Here is a 25,438-nt window from a genome sequence, read left to right on the forward strand (position 1 = left end):
CCAGTAACGGAGCCTTTACATCCATAGCAACAAAATCGATAAGATCCCCGGCCAGCAACTCCTGCAGCACCCGGGGGCGGGAGCCGTTGGTATCCAGCTTACAAAGCAGACCGGCTTCTTTTATTTTTCCACAAAGACCCGCCAGCCCAGCACTCAAAGTCGGCTCCCCGCCGGAAACACAAACCCCGTCCAACCAGGAGCGCAGTACAGCCAAGCGTTGAAACACATATGCCAGGGTAAAAGTTTCACCTTCATCAGGGTTGAGCACCAACGGATAATTATGGCAGTAAGGACAGCGAAAATTACAGCCGGGCAAAAAAATAACCGCGACAACCTGTCCCGGCCAGTCCGAGCACGAACTTTCAATAAAACCTTTTATCCGAATATCCACAAAAAGCCGTTTACCATCATCAATTACAAAAATTCAAACAGCTCATTTCCCGCAGGAACAACTCCCCGCCAGGCCGCCAGCAGTGCCTCATCACCGTCAACAATAATTTTTGTCGGTGTCGCCATCACCCCATAAAAACTCGCTTCGGCCAGGCCATCAACGGTACCTATATCAAACTGACTTACCATCTGCCCCTTTTTCCGCAGCCTTTCAGCCAGGACTTTAGCTTCCGGACAGCGGGGGCAATCTCTTTTGATAAAAACCAGGATTTGCCTTCCCATAGCATTTTTTCCTCCGACCTGGCAGAAATTCAACCAGGAGGGTCTGCACGAGCGCTTATTGCAGAGCAGAACCATTCCGGCTGCGGAATCGATCATGCAGCTCACCCAGCTTGCCCTTATTCCAGCTGGATATTTTAGTAAAATAGCCGGTTATCCTGGTAATGCCGTCAACCTCCTCCGAACCACAATGGGGACACTCGGCAAACAACCCCCGGGAGGTTTTATTGCAGGCATTACAGGAGGTGAAATCAGGCGAAAAAGCTACCTGGTCATTCAACGTATTACGAAAAATCTTTTCCACCAGGTTAGCTAATGATGCACTATCCGGCTTCGACTCTCCCAGCCAGACATGGGTCAACGCTCCAGCCGCAATCAGCGGATGAAAGCGTCCTTCAAGCTCAATCCGTTCCAGAGGATTCATCTCACAGCCAACATTCATATAAGTGGAGTTAGAATAATAGACCTCCCCGGAAGAGATATCACCTTTGATCACGGCCCCGGAATGGGGGGCATGATATTTGAGATCCAGGCGGGCAAAACGATAAGCCGTACTTTCGGCCGGCGTCTGTTCCAGGACAAAATGCATACCGTGCCGGCGACTCAACTTTTCCGTCAGGATTTTCATCTGGGAAATGATTTTCAGCCCGAATTTAAAAGCCGCTTTGGATTCATGCATCTGTTTCCCAAGATGAATCTGAACCAGTTCGTTCAGCCCGACCATCCCAATAAGATAGGAAGCTCTTGGCATCCGCAGGTAAGAGCTCCCATCCCGATTCATGGTCAGCAGACCCAGCGGAGCCTGATCACCCAGGGACAATAACCTTTCAATAAAGGCCCTTTTCTGCAAATGCGCCTTGACTGCCAGTTCCAGCATTTCAGCCAGCATTTCCAACAACCTGGCATCATCCCTTTTAGCCCGGTAGCCCAGGCGAGGCAGATTCAAGGTCACATTCTGCAGGGCGGAATAACGCATTTTCCACGGCTGTTTAGCATCCTCAAGGTCATTTTCATCCAGCTTAAAACTCAGTCGGCAACATTCTGAAATTTTGGCCGTATCACCCCGGTCGAAGACAAAATAAGTATTACCCATTTCGGTTGCCACATCGCAGATATGCTCAAGGAAGCGCTCATGTCCTTCGGTAACAAAGAATTTTTCGGTCATATGCACCAAGGGTTTGGGGAAAAAGAACGGCCGGCCGGCACCATCGCCTTCACGGTAAACATCAAAAAGAGCCCAGACAAAACGCTGAGCGTCCCGTTCATAATCACCATAGGTTTTGCCGGTCAACTCCCCGCCCGGGCCAATGGCCGGAACGTCGGCAAAATGTTTGGGTACTTCCCAGTACAAATTGAGATCACTGAAAATCGCCTGACCACCCCGGGCCACCGCCTGCTGCGAAAATTCATAGACCATCATCTGTGCCAGTTGCCGCACTTCCCGGTCGCTGCGTCCTTCAAGATAGGGGGCAAAAAAGAGATTAACCGCGTCCCAGCCGATAGCGCCGGCAAAATTGCTCTGTAGTGCCGCTGAAAATTTCATCATATGAGCCAGCAGCACCTCGGGATGTCTGGCCGGTTTGGCAATGGCCAGAGCATTGGGCAGGCTCAAACCAAATTTTTTAATGTATTCCAGGGACTGGCCGCTGCAATATGGACGGTCAATAAATCCCAGGTCATGGAGATGCAGATCGCCCCGCATATGGGCATCACTAACATCTTCGGAAAAAACCCTTAAAAGTGCATATTCCTTTTTAATACTTTCGGCCAAGGTCAGATTGGTGGCTTCGGGCCCGTGAGGCACATTGGCATTTTCCCGATTGGGATTGACAATCAGCTGCTCCACGTCAAAAATCGGCATCCCCAAACGGGTGTGCATAATGCGAGCCTGCTCAAGACCCATTTCTATCAGCTTGGCATCCACCAGTTCACGAATCAGGGGGGCGGAAATAAACTTGAGATCAGCGGCAAAAACCGCCTCCTCCACGGCCATACTGACCTTTTTCGCTACCGGCTCATCCAGGTTAGTCTCCCGGAGCAGAGCTTCCGTAATCCGGCGCCGGTCCCAGGACGAAATATCCTCTTCCGACGTCCGGACCTGGAACAACGTCATGTCCGTAGTTTCCCGGCCAGGCTGCCCTTCCTTATCGATCATTTTCAATTGCGCTCTGCGAGTCATCAGACACCTTTCCAATAAAAAATTCAATAGTTATGCTTCGCATGGGGACAGAGCTAAGTATCTGTCCCCAATCTCGGCAACTGGAAGTTAAAAGCAAAATGTTTACAAAAAAACGTTAAAACCCATAACCATCAACAACATAAAGCGGAATCCGTGAATTCGCTCCCTTGATGATCCCGGGCGCCAGGGCCTTGACCTGAAATTTCTCTTTCACACACTGATAGACGGAATCACTGACAATAATCTCGCCGCCCCGGGCATATTCCTGAAATCGGGCGGCCAGATTTACCGTCTCGCCAATGGCGGTATAATCCATCCGCCGGGGAGAACCAATATTACCTACCAGTACCTCTCCCCGGTTGATGCCAATCCCCAGATAGAGGTAAGGATTCCCCTGTTGCTTCTGGCGGCGGCTGTAACGGCTGACTTCATCCTGCATATCCACAGCACACTGCACCGCTTTTACGGCATCATCTTCAATGGCCACGGGCGCCCCGAATAACGCCATCACGCAGTCACCGATGAATTTATCCAGCGTTCCTTCATAGCGGGAGACCACTTCAACCATAATACCGAAGTAAGCGTTCAACAGCTCGACCATTTCCTCCGGGGACATTTTCCGGCTCTGGAAAGAAAAACCCCGTAAATCGGCAAAGAGAACCGTAACCAGCTCCCTTGAACCCGCAAGACTGATGGGATTTTTAGCCCCCAGCACACCCTCCGCCACCCTGGGACTGACATAGCAGGAAAGAGAGTGAAGCAACAGCTCACGATCAGTAATATCATCAATCAGAATAAGATAACCCTGGGATGCGCCGGCCGCATCAACCCTTTCTCCCATCCGAAGATCAAAATGACCCGCAGCCCGATCATGGGACTCACCCAGCCCATGAACTTTTAAAACCGCCACGTCCTCATGGACGTTCAGCTGTTCTTTCAGCTGGGAAAAAGAAATATTATTCCAGCGTTGCAGAAAGTCATCCACCCGCTGACCCAGGGCATCCGCACGCGGGATACCGGCAATCTTCTCCATAGCCTGGTTAAACATCATGATTTCGAGATTTTCGGAAACAACAATCAGACCGGCTTTGAGATTTTCAATAATTTCTGAAAGGAAATCACGGCTGTGCTGCAGTTCCCTGGTAGTTTCAGCTACCCGATGATCAAGGGAAATTGATAAAACCTGCAACTCTTCATTGCGCTGGGAAAGGGTCTCATTGGTCTGGCGCAGCATTTCGGTAAGGGCATCCTGGTAAAGATCAGCAAACAACCGTAAAGCCCGACTTTCAGCGGCCAGAATATGATTCAGGCAGGCTACCACCATTTGGTAATCACCGCCGAGTTCACTGACCAGCAAGGGGAACGCGACCTCGCGAAAAATCAGAAACGCCCCCTGGATGGCCGAAAGCCGCACCTGCTCGGCGCTTCGCTGCCTGACCATCTGGTGCATATAATCTTCCATGGGGGCAAACACGCCGGTAGTCAGAACCTTAAGGTAGGCCTGATAGCAGCCGGTAAAGCTGGCTTGAACTTCCTCCAATTCTCGATCACGATAGGCGGGAATCTTTGACCAGACGGCCTCTACGGAACGGGAAATGAGAGCATCCTGATGTCGGGACAGGATACCATGCAACTTCGCGATAATCTCCGGAGAAGCTCCCTGATCAATGGTCATGAGAAAACACCAAGACGTGGATGAAAAAATATTGATTAAAAACTGTAAAGCAGCCTAAAAGACATATTCCTGCTCATCTGACAAAGGATACACCATAATTGAAACATCATGGAATGACCCGTCACTTGCCATAAAAAAATCATCCAGTTCCGCCTGGCGCTTAAAACCAAGCTTGCGGAAAGCTTTAATGACTGAAAGCTGTTCTGAAACTACCCGGGCCAGCAGAAAGCGCAGACCAATAGTGCCGGCAATCCGGATTAGCTCCTGGAGCAGCAGAGATCCCAGGCCAACCCCGCGATATTCAGGGGCCAGGTAGATACGCAGCTCACCCACATGACGGGATGCTCCCCGCTGAAGATGCAAGGTAGCATCACCCACCAGTTTATCATTATGCAGCGCCAGCAACGGCATTACCTTGTCATAATCAAGGTTTTCAAACCAGGAGGCAATGAGCTCCGGGTTCTTGACGTCTTCGTACAGGAAACGAAGGTCATCCCCAGATGCCGACATAAACATGTCGGTTACTGCTTCACGGTCATCCGCAAGCATCGGCCGGATCAAAACCCGCCGCCGATTGCTGGTATGTACAAATTTACGATACACTTTCAGATTCATTCCTTCCTCCATCCACGATATTCAGTTCAGACTATGCCCATACATCCCAAAACCTGCAAAACCAGAGTTATAAAAAAACAGTGTCCAATCAATCCATAACTGTCTTCAATTATAAAAAAGATATACTCCTGTCAACAAAAGTTTACAAGGATGATTAATTCGTTTATAGTTCGAGTTCATCAGGAAACATTCGTTTCCCAATGAACGCTCTCAGCGATCAGCAGTCAGCTTTCAGTAAAATATTGAAAAAACAACTGGTTAAACTGGGAGCTGAAAACTGAACACTAGCAGCCCATCCGGTAAACAACAGTTTCCGGATGGAAACTAACTTGCACACGGAATGGACAAAAACAATGGCAATGATGGAAATCAGCGTCGTCCCTCTGGGGACCAGATCCCCCGGCGTCAGTCTTTATGTGGCCGGCTGCCTGCAGAAGATCAAGGATTCCGGCCTTGAACACCAGTTAACCGCCATGGGCACCATCGTGGTCGGTAAAATAGATGAATTACTACGGCTGGCTGAAGAACTGCATCAACTGCCATTTGAAATGGGGGCTCAGCGGGTGGTTACAACCATAAAGATAGATGATCGCCGGGATAAACCACTGAGCATCAACGGCAAAGTGAAGGCCGTCGAGGAAAAATGCCAGCCATGAACCATCCGATCTCTGAACTCACTGTTTCCCTGATCCAGATGAATGTTTCCCTGGGGCGACCGAAACGTAATCTCAATCGGGTCAAAAAACTTATAGACCGTGATCTCAATGCGTCGACAGATCTCATTCTGCTGCCGGAGATGTGGAGCACCGGATATGATTTTCCCAACTTTTCCCGACTGGCCGAGTCCACCCCAGCCTTGCTGGAGCAGCTGAGCAATATTGCAATCCAGAGATCAACAGCTATTGGCGGCACTATGCTGGAGCAGGAAGGCAGAAACTTCTACAACACCTTTTACCTGATTGATCCCGCCGGAGAAATCATTTCCCGCTACCGGAAAATCCATCTTTTCTCGCTGATGAACGAACCGGATTTTTTGAGCCCGGGCCAAGAGATGGTTATCAGCAGGATAAGAAATATTCCGGTGGGCCTGATGACCTGCTACGATCTCAGATTTCCTGAGCTCAGTCACCAATTGGCCCTTAGAGGAGTCCGCTTACTGCTCATAAGCGCCCAATGGCCGAAACAGCGGGCCGCGCACTGGAAGATTTTGCTTAAGGCCCGAGCGATTGAAAATCAGCTTTTTATTGTCGCCTGCAACCGGATCGGCCAGGAAACCGAGCAAATTTTCCCCGGTCTTTCAGCCGTCTATGACCCCTGGGGAAAACAAATACTAAAGTCTCCCCGACACCAGGGAGGCTTCAACTGTCAACTGGATTTAAATCAACTGCGGGCTGCCCGCCAGACCATTGATATTTTTTCCGATCGCCGTCCCGACGTTTACCGGAAGGATTAACTTATTTCTGCCGTTGCTGCCCGAGGTAAGACCGCAGAGCATCTTTCCAGGAACGAATCATTGCCGGCAGCATCTCCTTTATTTTCTGCAACCCCAGCACCGAGTGGGCCGGGCGTTCAGCTTCCTGTTCAATATCAGCCGTTTTGACCGGAGTAATCAGCTCCGGATCATAACCTGAAATCGAGGCAATTTCCCGGGCCACCTCATACCAGCTGACCCCGTTTCCCGCATCATTGGTAAAATGATATTTGCCCCGGGCCCGCAGGTCGACCAGGGTAATGGCAGTGGCAGCCAAATCGCCGACATAGGTTGGCGCCCCAAACTGATCATCCACCACCCGCAATGTTTCCCCGGCTTCAAGCTTGTTTCTGACGGTATCAACAAAATTTTTTCCACCTGGCCCATAAAGCCAGCTGGTCCGGATGAGCACATATCCATCCCAGAGACTGGCCAGCATTTCTTCGCCGCCCTGCTTTGACATACCATAATAATTCAACGGCCAGTGTTCTTCCCATTCACGATAGGGTTCCTTCTTTTTGCCGTCAAAAATATAATCGGTACTGAAATGGCAAATGAATATCTGGTACTCAGCGGCAGCCAGAGCCAGATTCCTTACCCCCCGGGCATTAACCGCCAGGGCCAGGTGTTTTTCTTCTTCGGCCCCATCAACATCAGTATAAGCAGCACAATTAATGATAACCTGTGGTTTTATTTTACCCAGGACCTGCAAAACCTGCTGATCATTGCTTATATCCAGATCCGCATGGGTTAAAGGTACCACCTCATGTTCCGTCGAGGTTAATTCAAGCAGACTGATAACAGCCCGCCCCAGCATTCCCTGGCAACCGGTTACAACAATTTTATCCGCCATTTAGCTTTTCCTTTCTGAAAATATTTGCTGGCTTCGTAAAAACCCCATATTCTTAGTTATATTTCAACCTTCATTATTTCAGCTTCAAAGTCTTCCCGTACCCCTTATACCGGATAACTTATACCGTTATTTATTTTTATCTCAACTTTCTGAGTTGCTCTAAAAACAGCGAAAGAAATCTCCAGGGGATGTTCCGGCATGGCTCTCGCTCATTCTCGCCGGCCGTCCATGGCCTGCCTGTGCGTGCCGCACGCAGACAGGCTATGAGCCAAGCCCGAACATCCTGCTAATATGTCCCTGGCAATACAAGTCAGAAAGTTGAGTTTTTATGGTTACTGAAGAGCGGATAATATCTCATAGCCATCAATGATTCAAGCAATTAAAAAAGTTCTCTACAGACATCCGGCCATGCAAACAAGTCTCTTTTTCAGCTCCGAAAATACTGAAAAACCCTCGATGCCGCTTACGTTGACGCATAAGCGGCTGTTTTGCGAGCTGCCATTTATTTTTCCGGGAACAAGCCCGGCATCCATCGTGAGGCCAATCCGGCGGGGAAGGCAAGGTATAGCGGTGCTCGAGAGCTTTCGGAAGTAAGGATTTCGGCATTGACCAGGGCAGACGTTATGCGCCGGGCTTGACGGTCGCCGGTGTTTAAGAGGTTTGCGACTTCTCCGCGCGGGAGTTTTCCGCGATACAGTATCGCTTCCAAAACCATGCCGGATTTCGGCGGCAGCACTCCGCCACGGATTTCCTCTTCCGTCCAGATCAGGATACGGTTCCGTAACCGATCCGGCTGGACCAGTCCTTCCATGAACTTTACCTGGTCAATGCAGATTTCCAGAAAGAATTTCGTAAATTTGGCAAGGGCTTCCCCGCTTAAATTGCCGCGACCGTCAAGATCGTTGCGGCGGGGCAAGTCGCAGTTGATCAGATGAGATTTGTACATGCCTACATTGCGGGCAAGACCTCGTGCAATGGACCAAACTCCGCCGGTTTTCAGCGTTTCAAGCAGCATGGCATGAGACATCAACCGAGCTACCCGGCCGTTGCCGTCCATGAACGGATGGATCCATAACAACCGATGGTGGGCTGCCGCCGCCGCCAGGATAGCGTCGGTTTTGCCGAGTTTGTTGTAGGCTTGTTCAAATTGTGCCAGAAAGCGCGGAACCGCGCCGGGGCTGACCGCGAGGTGCCGTCCGACCTTAACGTCTCTTTTTCGCGATTTGCCGGGAATGACGCGGTATCGCTCGCCGGTATCGGGATGCTCGACCCACAACAATTCTTCGGGTAGTGACGCATAAAACCGGCGATGAATTTCACAAACTCCCTCCGCGGTCGCGGCTCGGCCGCGCAGGCCACCGGCATCTATCCATTGCTGAACCTCGATATGAGCTTTGGCTTCCATTTGGAGGCTGCGTTTTTCGGTATCGGCGCTGTAATCGTTTTTGAGGGCGCGCTCTATGTCGACCGGATGGGTGTCATGGCCTTCGATCAGATTGCTGTAGTAGCAGTTCATGGCCCGAACCAGATGAGCCAATGCCACCAAAACGCCCTCAGGTATACTCCGGCGAAATCCCGCCGCCCGCGCGGCAAGATCAATCGCGAGGTCGGTCAACTCCGGACGAAACCTGAAACCTTCGCCAACCAGCATCGGTTCCATCAGCCCGGTGATTTCGCCACGGTCTTCATCTATAAAGGTCGCTTTAATGTCCGTTTTTATGTCTGTTTTTTTATCATCCATATTTATTGTATATCATGTAAATAAGCGGCTTACAAGTGCTTCTATTGCCTTTTTCATGTCCGGTTTATGGTGATCGATAATTTTACAGTTTGTAGTACGGTTCAGCTTTTTCAGCTCTTAAAATACTGGAAAACCCTCGACGCCGTTCCCCAATCAAGGAAGGAACACCTTTCAAGGCTTTCGAGGCCGGCTTTTTGCACCCCCTGCAGACTGCCATAATGTTCCAGCAGACCTCGGGCTCTGACCGGACCAATCCCAGGAATCCCCAGCAAGGAAGTTTCCGTCAGATTTTTCCGGCTCCGCTGCCGGTGATAGCTGATGGCAAATCGGTGGGCCTCATCACGAATCTGCTGCAGCAACAGATAGGCTCCGGAATGGAGATGAATACTTAAAGGATTTTTGCGATCACGAATATAAAAACTATCAACGGCAGCCCGCGATTTTTTTCCCCGCTTATCACGTCCTTTAGCGATAGCGACAATAGAAACATCAACCTGCAGCCGGTCAAGCACTCGGGCCACGGCCGAAAGCTGCCCTTTGCCGCCGTCAACCAGCAGCATATCCGGTTTTTCCCGTGCATCTGCTCCTGAGCCAAAGCGCCGTTCCATCACCGCCGCCATCATGGCAAAATCATCCGGTCCAGCAATCTCATCAAGCCGGTAGCGGCGGTAGCTGTCTTTTTGGGGACGGCCATTGACAAAACACACCAGGCTGGCAACCGGAAAATCTCCCTGAAAATTGGAGATATCCACACATTCAATAACTGCCGGCACCATTTTCATCCCTGTTTTGCGTCCCAAAGCCGCCAGAACCTGCTGCAAATCGGTTGAATCCTGTTGCTGCTGGCGAAAAAAAGCCCGGGCGTTATCCGTTGCCATGCTCAGCAAAGCCGCTTTTCGTCCCCGTATGGGAGTCGTCAATTCAACTTTACGTTTTCTGAGCGCACCCAGCCAGCACTCAAGGAGCTCATGATTACCAACCGCCTGGGAAACCAGAATCACCGGCGGTGGAATGACTTCTTCACTGTAGTAGCGCTGCATAAAAGCAGCAATTAATTCGCCGGCATAACCGGCAAAACGGTAAAAAGCAAAGGGACGACCGCCCACGACTTTGCCCCGGCGGATAGTAAGCAGGTAAAGGGCAAATCCCTGGTTTTCATCCCCGGCCAGGCCGATAACATCCAGATCATCCCCCGCGGCGCTGTCAACTTCCTGGTTTGCCATGATTTTCTGCAGGGCGAAAATAGTATCACGCAGACTCGCGGCAGCTTCAAAATGCTGTTCGGCAGCCAATGCGGACATTTCCGCGGCCAAACCGTCAACAACCTGCTGTCCTTTTCCCCGCAGGAACATAATAACCTGGTCAATATGATGCCGATAGGTATCCGGATCCACTTCCTGGCAACAGGGTCCCTGGCAAAGTTTCATCTGATAATTAAGACAAGGGCGCAGCCGGTTGACAAATTGGCGATTGGAACAACGGCGTAGTAAGAAATGTTTCTGCAGCAGGGCTAAAGTTTCACGCAGGGCTCCGACCGATGGGTAGGGACCAAAATAAAGCGCCCCGTCCCGGCGCCGGTGACGGACAATCTCCAGCCGGGGATATGTTTGGCTTTCCTGCAGGCGGACATAGGGATAATTTTTATCATCTTTGAGCTCGACATTATAGGTCGGCCGATATTTCTTGATCAGGGTATTTTCCAGAATCAAGGCATCAAGCTCACTGGCGGTCACCATCACTTCCAGCTCATGAATGCGCTTCACCAGGGCCGCGACTTTGACCGCTTTGGGAGCAGCGGAAAAATAGGACTGCACCCGCTTTTTCAGCGAAACCGCTTTTCCCACGTACAGCACCTTCCCCTGGGCATCTTTCATCAGGTAGACCCCGGGAGCTAAGGGCAAATTAGCAACTTTCCCTTCCAGAGCTGTCATCTCAACCTTTTTTCTTCCCCTTACGTTCCTGCAGACGACGGCAGATGGTATCTTCGAAGCCATTATGGCCCGGCCGGTAAAAATGCCGTTCCCGCAGTCCCGCCGGCAGGCATTCCAGCAGTGGTCCACCATCCTCAGCCGCCCGGTGGGGATTGACATAGCCTTTGCCATAATCAAGTTTTTTCATCAATTTGGACGGTGCGTTGCGCACCTGCAGGGGAACCGGCAAATTACCGGTCTGTTTCAATTCACCTTTAACCCGCTTAGACGCCAGGTAAACCGCATCACTTTTTGGGGCCACCGCCAGGTAAACCGCGGCCTGCATCAGGGACATTTCCCCTTCCGGCGAGCCCAGAATTTCATAGGCCTGCCGGGCGTTGATGGCCATCTGCAAAGCCTGTGGTGAAGCATTGCCGATATCTTCGCTGGCAAAACGGATCATCCGCCGGGCACAATACAAAGGATCTTCCCCGGATTCCAGCATCCGCCCGAGCCAATACAAAGCAGCATCAGGATCACCAGCCCGCATACTTTTGATAAAGGCGGATATCTGGTTGAAATGCTCTTCACCGCTTTTATCATAAGCCAGCCAGCGCTCACCCAGAAACGGCTGCAGGACTTCCGGACTGATGTCAGTAACATCGGCCGGCAGATTGGTCACCACCGTCTCCAACAAATTCAAAGCCCGGCGGGCATCCCCCTGGGCATAAGCAGCCAGCATCGACAAGGCATCGTTCTCAACCGAGATCGGACGATTGATACTTTCCCGAAACAACGCCAGACCACGATTTAAAAGAACCAACAGATCTTCTTCAGTCAACGGTTTAAGCACCACCACCCGGCTGCGGGAAAGCAAAGGCGTAATAACGGAAAAAGAAGGATTTTCCGTGGTCGCCCCCAGGAGAATAAGAATCCCTTCTTCCACCGGCCCCAGAAGGATATCCTGCTGAGCCCGGTTAAAGCGGTGAATTTCATCGAGAAACAAAACCGTCTTCCGGGACTGGTCCATATTCTCCCGAGCTTTTTTACTGATTTTTTTAATATCCCCGACCCCGGCGGTAACCGCGGAAAGCGGGTAAAAATCCGCCCCGACACTACGGGCCAGCACCATGGCTAAAGTCGTCTTGCCGCAACCAGGACCACCCCAGAAAATCATTGACGGCAGTTGCCCGGCCTCATAAAAACGCCGGACAAGCCCTCCGGGCCCCAGAATATGCTCCTGCCCGACCAGCTCGTCAAAAGAAAGGGGGCGCAGGCGGTGAGCCAGCGGCGCCAGAATTTTACGATCATGACCAAATAATGTTGGCATCTTATAACTATCCAGTCGTATTCTGTAAGATTATGATGGTTTCTGAGTAAGCTTAAGCATTTACTTATACACTGTTTTTCTGAAAGCTGATGGATGAAAGCATTTATCAGGAAACAGTAGTTTCCGGATGAACACTAACTAATATTATTTGTAACTATTCAGCACATTGTATTGCACCTTAAGTAGTAAACTCGGGACTGTCCCCAGCTTCACCGGGGGCTGTCCCAGATGTTTACGGACTATGAAATAATGTCGGCATGCGCCGCAAAAGCCTGGGACAGTCCCCTTTTAAACCAAAAAGCTCGGGGACAGTCCCGGTTTTGCTTGGAGCAGTGCGCTTCATAAAGATGTGCTGAATAGTTACTATTATTTCAACTTTTCAATAAAGCATTCTGTTGGGTTAAGACCCGCTTAATCTCCGTCGCCGCCTTTTGCCGGACTGCGGCCGGGTGTCCACCTTCACGCTGCCAGCCAATCTCGATAGTTTCAAGAAACCTGACGATCGCCGCCTCAGGCAGGGGCTGTGGATTGTTGGCCCAGGAGAGCATTCCCTGAACCTGGTCGCGGCAGCTTAAATCGATATTAAAACCGTATTGAAAGCCTTTGAAGGCCATTAAGACCGGATAATAGCCATAATCACGATTCCCCGAAGCCCAGAGCCGCAGGAAAGCGTACTCAACCACCTCTTTGGCGGTCTGCCCCTCCGCGGGACGATGTTTACGTCTCTGAATAACTCCACGCAACTCGTTATTAGCCAGCCGCCGTTCGCGCCACTCTCCTTGCTCATTTCGTCCCAAATCACCACCTAAGAGAAAAAGACAAAGATAATCCTCCAATTGAGGCCGAAGCTCACCAAAAGCAATTTTTTCGAAATTGAGGTGCAGACTGTGCGGTTTGATCTCGGCAACAAAATTAATCACCTCACCTATATAAAGAGCAACGAGGCCGGGATCCATCGAGAGCGGCATCGAAAAACTGCGGGGATAGTCAAGACGAACCAGTGAATACTCATAAAAACCGCCCGGCTGGGCGCCGATCCGGGGAAAAGACAAAAGAGAGCGACCGCGAATATGGCTATCAAGATAGCCCCCCAGACGCCAACTGACATCATCAAGAAAAAAGGCTTCATAATAGTGCATATTCTGAAAGAGAGAATCACTTCTTCCACCCTTCAAGGGTTGATCAAAGGTCGCGAAACGCCCCAGATTACTGAACTCCAATTCGACCCCGATCGGGGTATTGCCAGGCCGGCTGTGAAGAGCAAAAAGCTCTTGTGCCATCGAGCCCATCTCTGTGAATGGTAAGACCTCTTTTATCAGGATGGCCGTCAGCAGGGCGTAGACATAGAGACTGCGTTGATTCTCGGCAACCACTTGCTCGATCAAAGAATCAATCATGGGGTCATACTGTGTCCGCTGACGATTAAACCAGCTCATCGCCGCCAGATTAGGGATGAAATCGTAATAACAGTCCGGCGAGTGATACGGCAGACGTTCCAGATCAAGAGCTCGGCGAGCCCCTTGAACCAGATAACCGAAAAAAAAGTGGCGGAAGATCAGCCTGAGGTAGGGATAGAGAATCTCTTGCTGACGCCAGACCCGACGGCTTATCATCAGGCGACGATATTGACGATCAGTAGCAATCCCAAGGTTATGGCGAAAAGGGGCCGGAGCCCGGGAGTGGATACTTTGATTTTTAAAGTAGAGAAAACGCCGCCGATAAGTAACGCCGATAAATTCACGCAACAACATTAAACGCTCAACCGCATTCAAACGCTGATAAATCCCCTCGTAACGAGTCGAACGAAGTTGCTCCGGAAAATAGAAAGCCACCGGCCTGCACCATAATAGTGGTTAGTGATCAGGACAAACTTAAACCTTACCCCATAAAAGGACATTCAAACTCATTTATAAGCAATTAATTCGACTTGGTCAACTCATTATCGTCATGCAAAGATATGGTGTTAACTATTGACTTGTTTCATCGGGGCCGTTAGTTTATATGAAGAGTAAGGTTGACATGGAAATCCGGTTTACAGGAAAATCATTTATTAGGAGTTCAAAATGATGCAAAACAACCAGGTGATGGAAGCAATCCTTAAGCGGCGCAGCATCCGCAAATTTGCTGATGACAGACCCGTTCCCAACGAACTGGTTGACATATTGCTGGAGGCCGGGCGGCTGGCACCATCAGGGCTCAACAATCAACCCTGGCGCTTTGCCATTGTCCGACGACAGGATTTGAAAGATGAGATGGCCCAATTAACCCATTATCATGGCATTATCCGCTCTGCTCCGGTACTGATTATTGTTCTCCTGGATACTGAATCCCTCTACCACCGGGAAAAGGATATTCAGGCGGTTGGCGCCTGCCTACAAAACCTGCTGCTGGCGGCTCACAGCCATGATTTAGGGGCTGTCTGGCTGGGAGAAATTCTCAAGAACGGAGCAAAGGTGGTTGACATTTTGCAGTTAAACAAAAGATATGAATTAATGGCGGTAGTGGCACTGGGTTATCCGGCATCCGACTATCGACCCAAACCGGCCTCCCGCAAACCCCTTGACGAACTGATTCTTTACCAGGAAGGCAAAAATGGCTGAAGACAGTTTGCTGAAATCAGGTTATTTCCAGGTTACTCCATCCACGGCCCCTTCCGCCGCCACCCTGGCCGAACGGGGGCGGACAAAAGTGCTCAGCCGGCAGCTCAATCGGCGAAATCAACGCCGTAAAGACGGCAATATTCAGTCCAAGCGAAGCATGTACCAGGAAATCATTCGCCTGCTGGATCGCCTGAGCCATCGATTGAAGGAGCAGGGGAAGGAAATTAATTTTTCTTTTCTTGAAGTTCCTGAAGGTTTCATGCTGCGGGCCTATGACTGCGGCACCAACCAACAGGTATGTCAACTGATCAGTGAACGTTTCATCCACTCACCTGAACGACTAAAAAAGCTTATTCTGGAAGCCATCACCGGTATGGGAACTCTTTTTGATACCCGCATTTAACCGACAAATACACCAATCCGCGCGCCATTCAGCCAACATCTTCACTGATCCTGAAGGCAATTGAACCGGAGAAAATCATTGACAAAGCTGAAGCGGATAGTTTATGAACGGCGCTATACTTGCCGAAGTGGTGGAACTGGTAGACACGCCATCTTGAGGGGGTGGTGGGTTACGCCCGTGCCGGTTCGAGTCCGGCCTTCGGCACCATATACGAATAAGGCTTGTAACTTTAATCGGTTACAAGCCTTTTCTTTTTATAACGCGGCGATATCAACGAGTTCTTTACCAAACGGGTGCTCGAAAAAGCCGAAGAGTGCTTTACCTGCGACGAGAAAAGCTCCCTATTAAACAAGGCGGTATTAAAACAGGCCGGGATAGAGCCTCGCCACGTGTTCCTTCACATTTGGAAAAATCGGCATTGTCACAGAGGGGTGGCCCTTTATATTATTTCAATCCGAGTTGTTTACGAATTAAGCGTGCGAGTGATTCTTTAATTTCTGCATGTCTCGGAACAGGAGCTTGTTTCCCGGTAACAGAATTTGCGTAAATATCATGCCGGCTGCCATGACGTCTAAGGTAACATCCTTCCCTGGCAAGCTGTTTTAAAAAAAGATTGCGTTTCACACCTCCACCCCAACCTCCACATAAGCAGAGACAGGATGTTCCACCTCCAAATCGGAAGATTCCAACATCATTTGATAGGCGTCTATTATGTTTACTTTCAATTCTTCCAACGTTTCCCCCTGGCTGAATACTCCAGGTATTTCTTTTAATTTACCCACAAACCAACCATCATCCCGCCAATATTCAAGAGTAAAAAAACGCTTCATTTTTCAGGCCTCCGTTTATCCTTTTTTATCTATAGAATAATTTGACTTTGCAACGTAGCAAACATAAAATTCCTATTTCCCTTTTTGTTCGCATTTTTCATATAAACTTTCAGGAGCTATATCAGCGCCATTAGGCCAAACAATAGTTCCACCTTCAATAAATGCCTGTTTAAACAAATTCAAATTTTTGAGGGATGAAAATACCGGTCCTTTCCCACATATTCTCCCTCCTTAACTCTCACTTCCTATAACTCCAATTCCGGGAAATCGCATTAAAAAATCTATTAACGGACTTGTATTTTGTAGAAAAAAGCAGGATTCATGATTCATTGCTTCTAACAAAATACCGGGCATTTATCAACCATATACGGCTTAGCTTAACCTCGCCTCTTTTTCCAACGTCTGGGGGTTGACGACCGTGGTGAAGGACGCAGATTTTGCCAGACCTTCCACTCTCTCTTCCTGCAAAGGAGGACATAATGCTGCCGGTTGGTCTCCCTGTAGACATACACATACTTTTTCCGTTTTGCATCCCACCACTTAATGTACCAACTGAATTTCCGTTTTTTTCTCTGAAACTTCCTGATGCGAAAGATATTCCACTCTTTACTCCAATCACAAACTCCAATTGGACTCTATCTTACTGTAATCATCGAATAAATATTTACAAAGAAAGAAAGCATGATTAAAATTATTATAAAATACATGTCAATAAAATTTCAACAAGAAAGGAGGGGGCATCATGGCGAAATGTTACTTGACCGGCATCGAAATTCCCACCGAAGAGTCTTTCCTGCTCAATATCGGCGTTGCCAACCGTGCCATCAAGGATCTGAGAAGCAAACCCGGCACCCTTGAAAGATTGTTGAGCCAACTGGGGCCGAAAGACGAAGTCGACATTTATTCCGTCGGGGAGGGGGAAAAAATCACTCGCAGGAATCGTCGGCTGGTGTGCAAATCCCTGGCCGATTCTTTGGAGGCGGCTTTACCGGACAGTGGTCTTTTCATGTCCTGGCATGAATACAGGAAACAACGCAAAGATTGGTTTCAGAGCAAACAACCGGAAACCCATTGGGATAATCAGGAATCCCACCAAAAAAATCAGAAGCCGTCCACCAAAAAGGGAGGTGATGCTGCTCTGGTCTCGAAAGGGTAAAAAAACAGAAAATCCTTTCCAATAATGTCCCAAAACAGGAGGTACACCATGCCGAAAGATAAAGACCATCATGCCCAAGGACAGCATGACAGAGAGAAAAGCCGAAATGACGGCTGGGCTGAAATTATCATTAGTGGCGGTTCATCACCGAGTTACAACCCACCTTCCAACAAGGAAGATCGTGAAGCGTACAACGCCGGTTGGAAAAACGCTGAACGATAACAGCATCATATTTCTTCAATAAATCACTTTTGCCGGAAGCCTCATACAGGGGCTTCCGGCTGGTGAATATCATGCAGACAGGAATCAGAGTCATAACCGGGAACCCTCCCTTGGTGGCCGGTACAACATTGCAGTTTCTCCTGCACCCGGGCAGAAACGAACGCCATATCATCATCGACTACAGTGGCCGGCTAGCCTTCACACTTCAGCGACAATCCATGGCAATCACCGAGCAAAAGAAGGTCAGGTGGTATGACCTCGCCGATCGGCAAGCTCCTGTCGCGCTGTTTCAACTACGTGACACTCCTTTTAAAGGAAAATGGGGGTTAGACCCCCCGATTAATTGCGGCATCCATTAATTCACTGATATAATCGGCAAATAATTAACCAAATGCCTGAAATTGAACCGCGTCTCGGTATAGGTGGTAAAATAGTTCAGAATCCCCTGGGGCGGTTTTTTCATATTGTCTTTCCCGAAATTTGCGTAGCTGCTTCTTTCAATTCACGCGTTTTCATGCTCATTGGTGGTTTCTTAGGTAGTTTTTGCCTTTTTCGGTAAGGCGGTATTTTTGTAAACGGCTGTTGGGCTTGTCGGGAATGGTATACTCAACCAGACCTTTCTTGTGCAAATCTTTTACTAACCGATTCAATGCACCGGTAACAGTATTCAGTCCAAGCTGATCTGCTATATTGGATTTTGCCAACGGCTCTTTTTGCAATAGCAGTAGAATTTTTTCTGCCCCCGACTCTGCCCCCGACTGGTCGATGATGGGTTTTTGTGGTTTATCTGCATCTACAATCTTAATCTGTTTCGCGGGGTTATCGCCGAACTCCGGTGTCGCAATAATCATGCGAAAACTGTCACCCTCGATGAGTTGCGGGTCGGTGCCGCCCATATCTGCGTCAATACTGCGGAGGATGCGCCGGGTTATGGTGAGATTGGTTTTACTTGCAGGAACCTGTTGTTTGAAAAGGGTTTTGCCGTTGTTGCCAAAGGTTATGAGATTGAAAAAATCTTCCGGTCGAAGTTGCTTTAAAATGTCGCTGATGGCCCGTCAGGCCTGAGTAATGGAGTCGCCGGTCATCGAACCTGAACAGTCAACCACAATCTTGATATTTTTTGGAGGAACTTGTTCAGGTGCATGAAATCGTGGGGCAAATGAGGCTAATGCGACATATCTGCCATCAGAGTTCTGTTCAATAAAAATGCTGTCTCTGTTTTCTTGTGATAGATATATGCCGGATGAAATCACGATCCATACCGGCTTCGCCGGAGGCAAGGCTTATGATTGTTTCGTTGTGAGTTTTAGATATTGAGATATTATGCGATGGACATTCGAGCTCAGCTTTTGCCAGCATGCCGGAGAGGGTTATCTCAAATTTAAACCGATTTTCCGACATCAGATCGTATTTAGGTACCTGGTGCGGTTCCAGCCCGGTTGCTTCGGGATTGCCGTAGCGGGGAGCGATGGTAGTCGGCAGGATGTAGCGGAGTGAGTCTCCTTGTCAGGTGTAGAGTTCGGCGTAAGTGATCGAAATAAAAACCTCTTCATGGGTGAGAATGTTGCCAACATTCATGGCGTACATGCCAGTTTGCAGTTGCTCAAGCATGATGGCGGTGTTGCCATCAGTGATGGCTTCTTCATATTGATCTTCGGCCTAGTTTTTTTAACAATGAGACCCTGTAGTTTTCTTTTACTGATAGTAACTTTCAGGCCGAGGAGAACAGCTCTCGAAAGGGAAAAAACAGGACAGTTCGAAATTTTAGGGGTTTCTTTAGGGGCTTTCACGAAATAACAACTGGTTATTATTGTATAATATCAATATATTGCCATGCGAATTCGAGTCCAGATTCCGCACCATTCAGCGGTAAAAGGCTGGGATCCTGAGGGATTTCAGCCTTTTCTTTTGGTCTGAATACCTATATGAGTAATGAGCAAAAGCCATGCCGGAACATCCCTGGAAATTTCATTTAGCTGTTTTTAGAGCAACCCAGAAAGTTGAGCACGTATTTTATCAATCATGAAAAAATCTTCAAAAAACAGGCTGACACCCCGACAGCAGTCATTGTTCCCCGGCGATCACCTCTTCGATAAAATTGCCAGAGCTGTCTGCCGGGCGGGAACACTCCCAAGAAAAGAGCTCTATGAAAGCTGGGAAATGGCCAAAAGGATACGGCGAAGATATCGAGGAGGAAGGGTTTTGGATCTTGCCTGCGGTCATGGACTTCTGGCGCATATACTGCTCATCCTCGATGACAGTTCAAAGACCGCCATTGCAGTGGACAACAAAATTCCTTTAAATGCTCCTGCATTATCCAAGGCATTGATTGCATCATGGCCGAGATTGAAAAACAGGATCATCTACAAAGAAATGGATATTCAAGAGATTACCATTCTTCCTGATGATATGGTAGTATCAGCCCATGCCTGCGGCGCTTTAACCGATTTGATTATCGATAAGGCCACTGCACAGCATGCCAGGGTAGCGGTTCTACCCTGCTGCCATGATCTGAAGGAATCTTCCACCGGCGGCCTTGAAGGTTGGATGGAAAAAACCTTAGCAGTGGATGCTGTAAGAGCAATGAAGCTGAGATCAAAGGGATATCAGATTGTAACCCAAAAAATTCCCGACGCTATCACTCCTAAAAATAGGCTGCTCATGGGAGAATATATAAAAGACGAGCGAGATTAATTTGTGAGGTAATGACATGGCACACCACGTTCTCAAATCAAGTTATTCTAATTTGGTCGATCGACTTAATCGCTTCCCCCAAGGCGCACCACCATCACAACTGTTGTATAAAATACTCGCCCTGCTGTTCAGTGAAAAAGAAGCTGAATTGGTAGCCCAATTGCCAATCAAGCCCTTCACTGTAGAGAAAGCCAGCCAGGTCTGGAAGCTCAACCTGGCCGAAACTCGCAAGATACTTGAAGAGCTGGCCGGACGGGCCATTTTGGTCGATCTGGATAAAAATGGAGAATCTATTTACGTTCTACCGCCACCCATGGCCGGTTTTTTTGAATTTTCCCTGATGCGCACCCGAGGTGATATTGACCAGAAAGTTCTCAGCGAACTTTTCTACCAATACATGAATGTTGAAGAGGATTTCATTAGCGATCTGTTTGCCCGGGGAGAAACCCAACTTGGGCGGGCTTTTATCCACGAACCGATCCTTACCAATGAAGACGCCCTCCATGTTCTCGATTACGAACGAGCCACCGAGGTCATCAAAACGGCAACCCACATCGGCATTGGAACCTGCTACTGCCGACATAAAATGCACCATATGGACAAAGCCTGCGATGCCCCGATGGATATCTGCATGACCTTCAACAGCGCGGCGGCATCACTAACCAAGCATGGTCATGCCCGCCTGATCGCTGCCGACGAATGTCTCGACCTGCTGCAGCAGGCCTATGATTATAACTTGGTACAGTTCGGGGAAAATGTCCGGCAGGAAGTTAATTTCATCTGCAATTGCTGCGGTTGCTGTTGTGAAGCGATGATTGCCGCCCGGCGCTTCGCCGTTTTAAACCCGATTCACACAACCAATTTCATCCCGGAAATCGATCAACCAAACTGCACCGGATGCGGCATATGTGTCAATACCTGCCCGGTGGAAGCGATCGCCCTTTCCTCGGCAAATGACCCAAAAAAACCGAGCCGCAAACAGGCCACCCTGATTGAAGATCGCTGCCTCGGCTGCGGCCTTTGTGTCCGCGCCTGCCCGGAAGCGGTGATAAAACTAAAATCACGCCCTGAACGGGTGCTTACCCCCCTGAATGGAATTCATCGCGCCGTGGTTATGGCTATTGAACGCAACAAACTGCAGAATCTTATTTTTGACAACCAGGCCCTGTTCAGCCACCGGGCCCTTGCGGCGCTGTTAGGAGTTATTCTGCGACTGCCGCCGATTAAACAAGCAATGGCCAGCAAACAGATGAAATCACGTTATTTGGAAAAGCTGGTTGAAAAGATGGATATTTAGTCAATGCCCTGCAGACAGGATATTATTAAGCTGGGTGGGGACCGCTTTATCAATAAGCCCTACAACATCCAGCAGATTATGGCCAGGATTCGCCAATTACTGGATAAAAAAGAATAATGGATATCATTTCTCTTCATCAAGTCGGTCTCGCCTTTGGCGGACCACAACTCCTGGACAATATCAGCCTGCAAATCGAATCGGGGGACCGAATTTGCCTGCTCGGCCGCAATGGAACCGGGAAATCAAGTCTTCTGCACCTGATCAATAATGATCTGCCTCCCGACTCAGGGAAAATCATCCGTAAACAGGCAACCACAACCGCTTATGTGCCCCAGGAATTTCCACAGCCTTTGACCGGAACAATCCGCCATTACCTGCAGCAGATCCTGGCTGCCGAAGAGCTGGAGTCGCATACGGCTGATATCCGCATTGAACTAACGCTGACTCAGATGAATCTTGATCCTGAGGCGGAGCTTTCCACCTTGTCCGGCGGGCTGAAGCGACGTGTTTTACTGGCGGCGGCACTGGTCCAGGACCCTGACCTGCTGTTACTGGATGAACCGACCAACCATCTGGATATCAACGCTATCTGCTGGCTGGAAAACTTTCTCCTGCGGCTGCGCACAACCCTGATCTTTGTCAGCCACGACCGCACCTTTGTCAGAAATCTGGCCAATCGCATTGTCGAGCTGGATCGCGGCCAGGTTCAGGACTATCGCTGCCCTTACGATGTCTATCTGGAGCGCCGCCGGGATGTCTTCCATGCCGAAGAAAAAGCCTGGGCCCGCTTTGATCAGAAACTGGCAGAAGAAGAAATCTGGATCCGCAAAGGGATAAAGGCCCGCCGAACCCGCAATATGGGACGGGTTCGTGAACTGCAAAAACTCCGTGAAGAACGCCGTCAACGCCGGGAGCGGACGGGTGAAGTTAGAATGCAATTGGATGAAGCGGCACATAGCGGAAAAATGGTCATGGAAGCAAAGAGGCTCAACTTCAAATACGATGATCACCCAATTATCGATTCTCTTAATGTACGTATCCTGCGCGGCAACCGTATCGGACTGATCGGACCGAACGGCAGCGGCAAAACGACCCTGCTGAAAATTCTTACCAGACAACTGCTGCCAACCAGTGGAAAGTTGCGTCACGGCACTAATCTGCAGATCGCCTATTTCGACCAACTCCGCGAACAGCTGGATGAAGACAAGAGTGTCAAACAAAATATTGCCGATGACCAGGATCAGGTTCTGATTCACGGCAAATTACGTCATATTTACGGTTATCTAAAGGATTTTCTCTTCACCCCGGAACGGGCGCGCACCCCGGTTCGAATTTTGTCCGGCGGCGAAAAAAACCGCTTGCTCCTGGCCAAATTGTTTACGCAGCCAGCCAATCTGTTGATCATGGATGAACCAACGAATGACCTCGACATGGAGACTTTAGATCTTTTGGAGGAATTACTTCTCGACTACCAGGGTACGGTTCTTTTGGTCAGCCATGATCGAAGTTTTCTCAATAATGTTGTGACCAGCTCACTGATCTTTGCCGGCAATGGCCAGGTTGAAGAAATGATCGGCGGCTACGACGACTGGCTGGCAACACAATCGACAACATCGGCGCAACCTAAAAAAGAAAAAGCAAAGCCGGCTCAGCGCAAAAAACAGCCACGAAAAATAAGTTTTAAAGAAAATAAAGAGCTGGCAGAGCTGCCGAAAAAAATCGAAGCCCTTGAGTCCGAGCAGGCTGAGCTCCATCAACAAATGGGTGATCCTAAAATTTATAAAGCTGGAGATAGCTCACTGATCCGTGGTCTGAAAGAGCGTTTACAGACAATAGAAACCGAGGTGGAAAAAACCTACCAGAGATGGTATGAGCTGGAAGAGCTGCCGGAATAAAAGCAACCGGAATCATTAAGGCACAGGAAGGAGAAAAATAATGTATGGTCATCATGGCCGCATCATCAAGATAGATTTAAGCACAGGAACGATAAAGAAAACATCTTATGATGAAAATTTTGCCAAAAAGTTTCTGGGCGGTAACGGCCTGGCGGCAAAACTCATCCATGACACGGTGCCGGCCCATATCAGTCCCGATGATCCGCACAATGCCCTGGTTTTCACGACCGGCCCCCTGACCGATACCCCGGTCTGGGGGACAAGTCGGGGACATGTGGCGACCATTTCACCTTACACCAATTTTTTTGCCGACTCCAACTATGGCGGCAATTTTGCCGTCGCCCAGAAAAGAACCGGTTTCGATGCCATTTATATCACTGGTAAATCAGCAAAACCGGTCTATCTACTGGTTACCGAAGAAGACGCAGAGCTGAAAGACGGCACGGAATTTTGGGGTAAAAATACCGAAGAAACTATCGCGGAACTGGAACAAAAAGAAGGAAACGATTCGGTCGGCGCCGCCATCGGTCCGGCAGCTGAAAACGGCGTCTTGTTTGCCGGGATTATCTTCGGGGGTGGCAGATACGGAACCGCTGGCAGGGCTGGCATGGGGACGGTCATGGGGACAAAAAATCTGAAAGCCATTGTCGTCAGGGGAAGCCGGAAAACTGAAATCGCCAACCCTGAAGGGCTCAGAAACTTTCTCAAAAAGCAGCGGGCGGTAATGAAAAAGAATACGGCCATGCTCACCACCCAGGGAACCCCCTCCATCCTGACCATGGTTAATGGAAGGGGCATCCTCTGCAGCCGCAACAATATCCGGGAGTTTTTCGAGCCTGCCAAAAAAATCAGCGGCAAAACAATCCAGGAGAACTACACGGTTAAAAACACAGCCTGTTTTGGCTGCCCGGTCGCCTGCGGGAAAAATGTCCGGGTGCCGTCAGGAGATTATGCGGGGCAAAACGTCAAGATGCCCGAATACGAAACCCTCTACGCCCTGGGCACCATGATGGACAATGATGACCTCCCTTCCATATTCAACGGTAATCACCTGTGCGATCTGATGGGCATTGATACCATTTCCATGGGCGTCACCCTGTCATTTGTGGCAGAATGCATGGAAAGAGGCATCATCTCAGCCGCGGACCTGGGTGGGCAGGTGGATTTTGAGGACGGTGAAGGTATAATTAACCTGATCCGGAAAACAGCAATGAAAGAGGGAATCGGTAAATATCTGGCCCTGGGTTCACAACGGCTGGCAGAAAAATTTGGCCGGGAATCATACAAGTACCTGTACACCAGCCAGGGGCTTGAGTGCGCGGCCCATTCCGCCCGGGGCTTGAGGGAAATGTCACTGGCCTACGCCACCTCCACCAGGGGTGGCAGCCACCAGGACGGCAGGCCAAACTACACTCTCCCTGCTGATCCGGATCCGGGTTTTGAACCTCAGCCGGCATACATGATCAAAAGTCAGGCTTCCTGCGCCGTGGCCGATTCGCTGATCATGTGCCGCTTTACCGCTGAAAAGGGACTGGGTCCCCTGATCAATGACCATTGGGCTACTATTTTCAACCTGGTGACCGGCTGGAACTTCACGGTTGAAGACCTGCAAAAATCCGGGGAACGGATCTACAACCTGGAACGTTTAATCAATATCAAACGGGGACTAAACCGGAAGAACGATACCCTTCCCTACCGGGTGATGCATGAACCAATTCCGGACGGTCCAGCCAGGGGAAGATATTGCTCTCAGGAAGACCTTGATGCCATGCTGGACCGCTACTATACCATGAGGGGATGGGACCAAAACGGCATCCCGACAAAAGAAAAACTGGCAGGGCTCGGCTTGGCATAACACTGAAGGACCTTTATTCCCCTACGGTCTCATCTTTTTCGCC

26 protein-coding genes and 1 tRNA gene (1 of these 27 cut by a window edge) are annotated in these 25,438 nt (G+C 49.5%); 13 read left to right on the top strand and 14 right to left on the bottom strand.

Annotated features, from left to right (window positions below; translation table 11 throughout):
• From U9P07_02995 to U9P07_03015, 5 genes are all read right to left on the bottom strand, one after another.
• Nucleotides 1-391, bottom strand: partial view of an anaerobic ribonucleoside-triphosphate reductase activating protein gene (locus tag U9P07_02995; GenBank protein MEA2108371.1) — the 5' portion only. Its footprint begins 323 nt before the window's first position; 391 of the gene's 714 nt are visible here — the first part of the coding sequence; the start codon lies at nt 389-391; the stop codon falls past the left edge of the window.
• Between the two features lie 23 nt (nt 392-414).
• Nucleotides 415-672: a thioredoxin family protein gene (locus tag U9P07_03000; GenBank protein MEA2108372.1), complete on the bottom strand. Its 258-nt coding sequence runs from the start codon at nt 670-672 to the stop codon at nt 415-417.
• Nucleotides 673-727: 55 nt separating this feature from the next.
• Nucleotides 728-2,848 carry an anaerobic ribonucleoside-triphosphate reductase gene (gene nrdD / locus U9P07_03005; GenBank protein ID MEA2108373.1) on the bottom strand — a complete coding sequence of 707 codons (2,121 nt, stop codon included), beginning with the start codon at nt 2,846-2,848 and terminating at the stop codon, nt 728-730.
• 115 nt (nt 2,849-2,963) lie between these two features.
• Nucleotides 2,964-4,523, bottom strand: coding sequence for an adenylate/guanylate cyclase domain-containing protein (locus U9P07_03010; GenBank protein MEA2108374.1), 1,560 nt, complete (start codon nt 4,521-4,523; stop codon nt 2,964-2,966).
• A gap of 54 nt (nt 4,524-4,577) precedes the next feature.
• A complete protein-coding gene (locus tag U9P07_03015; GenBank protein ID MEA2108375.1) occupies nt 4,578-5,138 on the bottom strand; it encodes a GNAT family N-acetyltransferase in 561 nt (186 codons plus the stop codon).
• A gap of 317 nt (nt 5,139-5,455) precedes the next feature.
• Here U9P07_03015 and U9P07_03020 point away from each other — a divergent pair, with 317 nt between their 5' ends.
• Together U9P07_03020 and U9P07_03025 are read left to right on the top strand one after the other, a co-directional pair.
• Entirely contained in the window at nt 5,456-5,794 is a 339-nt protein-coding gene (locus U9P07_03020) for an MTH1187 family thiamine-binding protein (protein MEA2108376.1), read from the top strand.
• Nucleotides 5,791-6,591 (top strand): carbon-nitrogen family hydrolase, encoded by an 801-nt coding sequence (locus tag U9P07_03025; GenBank protein MEA2108377.1) that lies wholly within the window; start codon nt 5,791-5,793, stop codon nt 6,589-6,591. Before U9P07_03020 ends, U9P07_03025 begins: the two co-directional genes overlap by 4 nt.
• 1 nt (nt 6,592) lies before the next feature.
• On the opposite strand, the gene rfbD is transcribed toward U9P07_03025, so the two are convergent.
• The 5 genes from rfbD to U9P07_03050 form a co-directional block, all read right to left on the bottom strand.
• Complete coding sequence (gene rfbD, locus U9P07_03030; GenBank protein MEA2108378.1) at nt 6,593-7,462, bottom strand: dTDP-4-dehydrorhamnose reductase; 870 nt, start codon at nt 7,460-7,462, stop codon at nt 6,593-6,595.
• Between the two features lie 502 nt (nt 7,463-7,964).
• Nucleotides 7,965-9,203, bottom strand: coding sequence for a Fic family protein (locus tag U9P07_03035; protein MEA2108379.1), 1,239 nt, complete (start codon nt 9,201-9,203; stop codon nt 7,965-7,967).
• Nucleotides 9,204-9,313: 110 nt separating this feature from the next.
• Entirely contained in the window at nt 9,314-11,134 is a 1,821-nt protein-coding gene (gene uvrC, locus U9P07_03040; GenBank protein ID MEA2108380.1) for an excinuclease ABC subunit UvrC, read from the bottom strand.
• Between the two features lies 1 nt (nt 11,135).
• Entirely contained in the window at nt 11,136-12,443 is a 1,308-nt protein-coding gene (locus U9P07_03045) for a replication-associated recombination protein A (GenBank protein ID MEA2108381.1), read from the bottom strand.
• A 371-nt stretch (nt 12,444-12,814) separates the two neighbouring features.
• A complete protein-coding gene (locus U9P07_03050) occupies nt 12,815-14,275 on the bottom strand; it encodes a hypothetical protein (protein ID MEA2108382.1) in 1,461 nt (486 codons plus the stop codon).
• Between the two features lie 231 nt (nt 14,276-14,506).
• On the opposite strand from U9P07_03050, the gene U9P07_03055 reads away from it, so the two are divergent.
• The 3 genes from U9P07_03055 to U9P07_03065 all read left to right on the top strand — a co-directional run bounded on the left by U9P07_03055 (nt 14,507) and on the right by U9P07_03065 (nt 15,653).
• Nucleotides 14,507-15,043: a nitroreductase gene (locus U9P07_03055; protein MEA2108383.1), complete on the top strand. Its 537-nt coding sequence runs from the start codon at nt 14,507-14,509 to the stop codon at nt 15,041-15,043.
• On the top strand, nt 15,036-15,446 hold the full coding sequence (locus U9P07_03060) for a hypothetical protein (GenBank protein MEA2108384.1): 411 nt from the start codon (nt 15,036-15,038) through the stop codon (nt 15,444-15,446). The genes U9P07_03055 and U9P07_03060 overlap by 8 nt, the downstream gene beginning before the upstream one ends.
• A 121-nt stretch (nt 15,447-15,567) precedes the next feature.
• Nucleotides 15,568-15,653: transfer RNA gene (locus tag U9P07_03065), tRNA-Leu, on the top strand.
• Nucleotides 15,654-15,890: 237 nt separating this feature from the next.
• Here U9P07_03065 and U9P07_03070 read toward each other — a convergent pair.
• From U9P07_03070 to U9P07_03080, 3 genes are all read right to left on the bottom strand, one after another.
• On the bottom strand, nt 15,891-16,070 hold the full coding sequence (locus U9P07_03070) for a type II toxin-antitoxin system HicA family toxin (GenBank protein ID MEA2108385.1): 180 nt from the start codon (nt 16,068-16,070) through the stop codon (nt 15,891-15,893).
• A complete protein-coding gene (locus U9P07_03075; GenBank protein MEA2108386.1) occupies nt 16,067-16,276 on the bottom strand; it encodes a type II toxin-antitoxin system HicB family antitoxin in 210 nt (69 codons plus the stop codon). The genes U9P07_03070 and U9P07_03075 overlap by 4 nt, the downstream gene beginning before the upstream one ends.
• 72 nt (nt 16,277-16,348) lie before the next feature.
• Complete coding sequence (locus U9P07_03080) at nt 16,349-16,498, bottom strand: DUF2442 domain-containing protein (GenBank protein MEA2108387.1); 150 nt, start codon at nt 16,496-16,498, stop codon at nt 16,349-16,351.
• 520 nt (nt 16,499-17,018) lie between these two features.
• On the opposite strand from U9P07_03080, the gene U9P07_03085 reads away from it, so the two are divergent.
• The 3 genes from U9P07_03085 to U9P07_03095 all read left to right on the top strand — a co-directional run bounded on the left by U9P07_03085 (nt 17,019) and on the right by U9P07_03095 (nt 18,013).
• Complete coding sequence (locus U9P07_03085) at nt 17,019-17,432, top strand: hypothetical protein (protein MEA2108388.1); 414 nt, start codon at nt 17,019-17,021, stop codon at nt 17,430-17,432.
• A 48-nt stretch (nt 17,433-17,480) separates the two neighbouring features.
• Nucleotides 17,481-17,654, top strand: a complete 174-nt coding sequence (locus tag U9P07_03090) for a hypothetical protein (GenBank protein MEA2108389.1) — start codon at nt 17,481-17,483, stop codon at nt 17,652-17,654.
• A gap of 71 nt (nt 17,655-17,725) precedes the next feature.
• Nucleotides 17,726-18,013, top strand: coding sequence for a hypothetical protein (locus U9P07_03095; GenBank protein MEA2108390.1), 288 nt, complete (start codon nt 17,726-17,728; stop codon nt 18,011-18,013).
• 159 nt (nt 18,014-18,172) lie between these two features.
• Here U9P07_03095 and U9P07_03100 read toward each other — a convergent pair whose 3' ends face one another.
• Nucleotides 18,173-18,550, bottom strand: coding sequence for a hypothetical protein (locus U9P07_03100; protein ID MEA2108391.1), 378 nt, complete (start codon nt 18,548-18,550; stop codon nt 18,173-18,175).
• A 607-nt stretch (nt 18,551-19,157) separates the two neighbouring features.
• Between U9P07_03100 and U9P07_03105 the strand changes: the two genes are divergently transcribed.
• The 5 genes from U9P07_03105 to U9P07_03125 all read left to right on the top strand — a co-directional run bounded on the left by U9P07_03105 (nt 19,158) and on the right by U9P07_03125 (nt 25,395).
• The gene (locus U9P07_03105) at nt 19,158-19,451 is read left to right on the top strand and encodes a hypothetical protein (protein ID MEA2108392.1); all 294 of its coding nucleotides are present in this window, start codon (nt 19,158-19,160) and stop codon (nt 19,449-19,451) included.
• 225 nt (nt 19,452-19,676) lie between these two features.
• A complete protein-coding gene (locus tag U9P07_03110) occupies nt 19,677-20,348 on the top strand; it encodes a methyltransferase (GenBank protein ID MEA2108393.1) in 672 nt (223 codons plus the stop codon).
• A gap of 16 nt (nt 20,349-20,364) precedes the next feature.
• Nucleotides 20,365-21,645, top strand: coding sequence for a 4Fe-4S dicluster domain-containing protein (locus U9P07_03115; protein MEA2108394.1), 1,281 nt, complete (start codon nt 20,365-20,367; stop codon nt 21,643-21,645).
• A gap of 116 nt (nt 21,646-21,761) precedes the next feature.
• Nucleotides 21,762-23,540, top strand: coding sequence for an ATP-binding cassette domain-containing protein (locus U9P07_03120; protein MEA2108395.1), 1,779 nt, complete (start codon nt 21,762-21,764; stop codon nt 23,538-23,540).
• A gap of 40 nt (nt 23,541-23,580) precedes the next feature.
• Nucleotides 23,581-25,395 carry an aldehyde ferredoxin oxidoreductase family protein gene (locus U9P07_03125; GenBank protein ID MEA2108396.1) on the top strand — a complete coding sequence of 605 codons (1,815 nt, stop codon included), beginning with the start codon at nt 23,581-23,583 and terminating at the stop codon, nt 25,393-25,395.
• Nucleotides 25,396-25,438 lie beyond the last annotated feature (43 nt).

Source organism: Pseudomonadota bacterium (assembly GCA_034660915.1).
GTDB lineage: Bacteria > Desulfobacterota > Anaeroferrophillalia > Anaeroferrophillales > Anaeroferrophillaceae > DQWO01.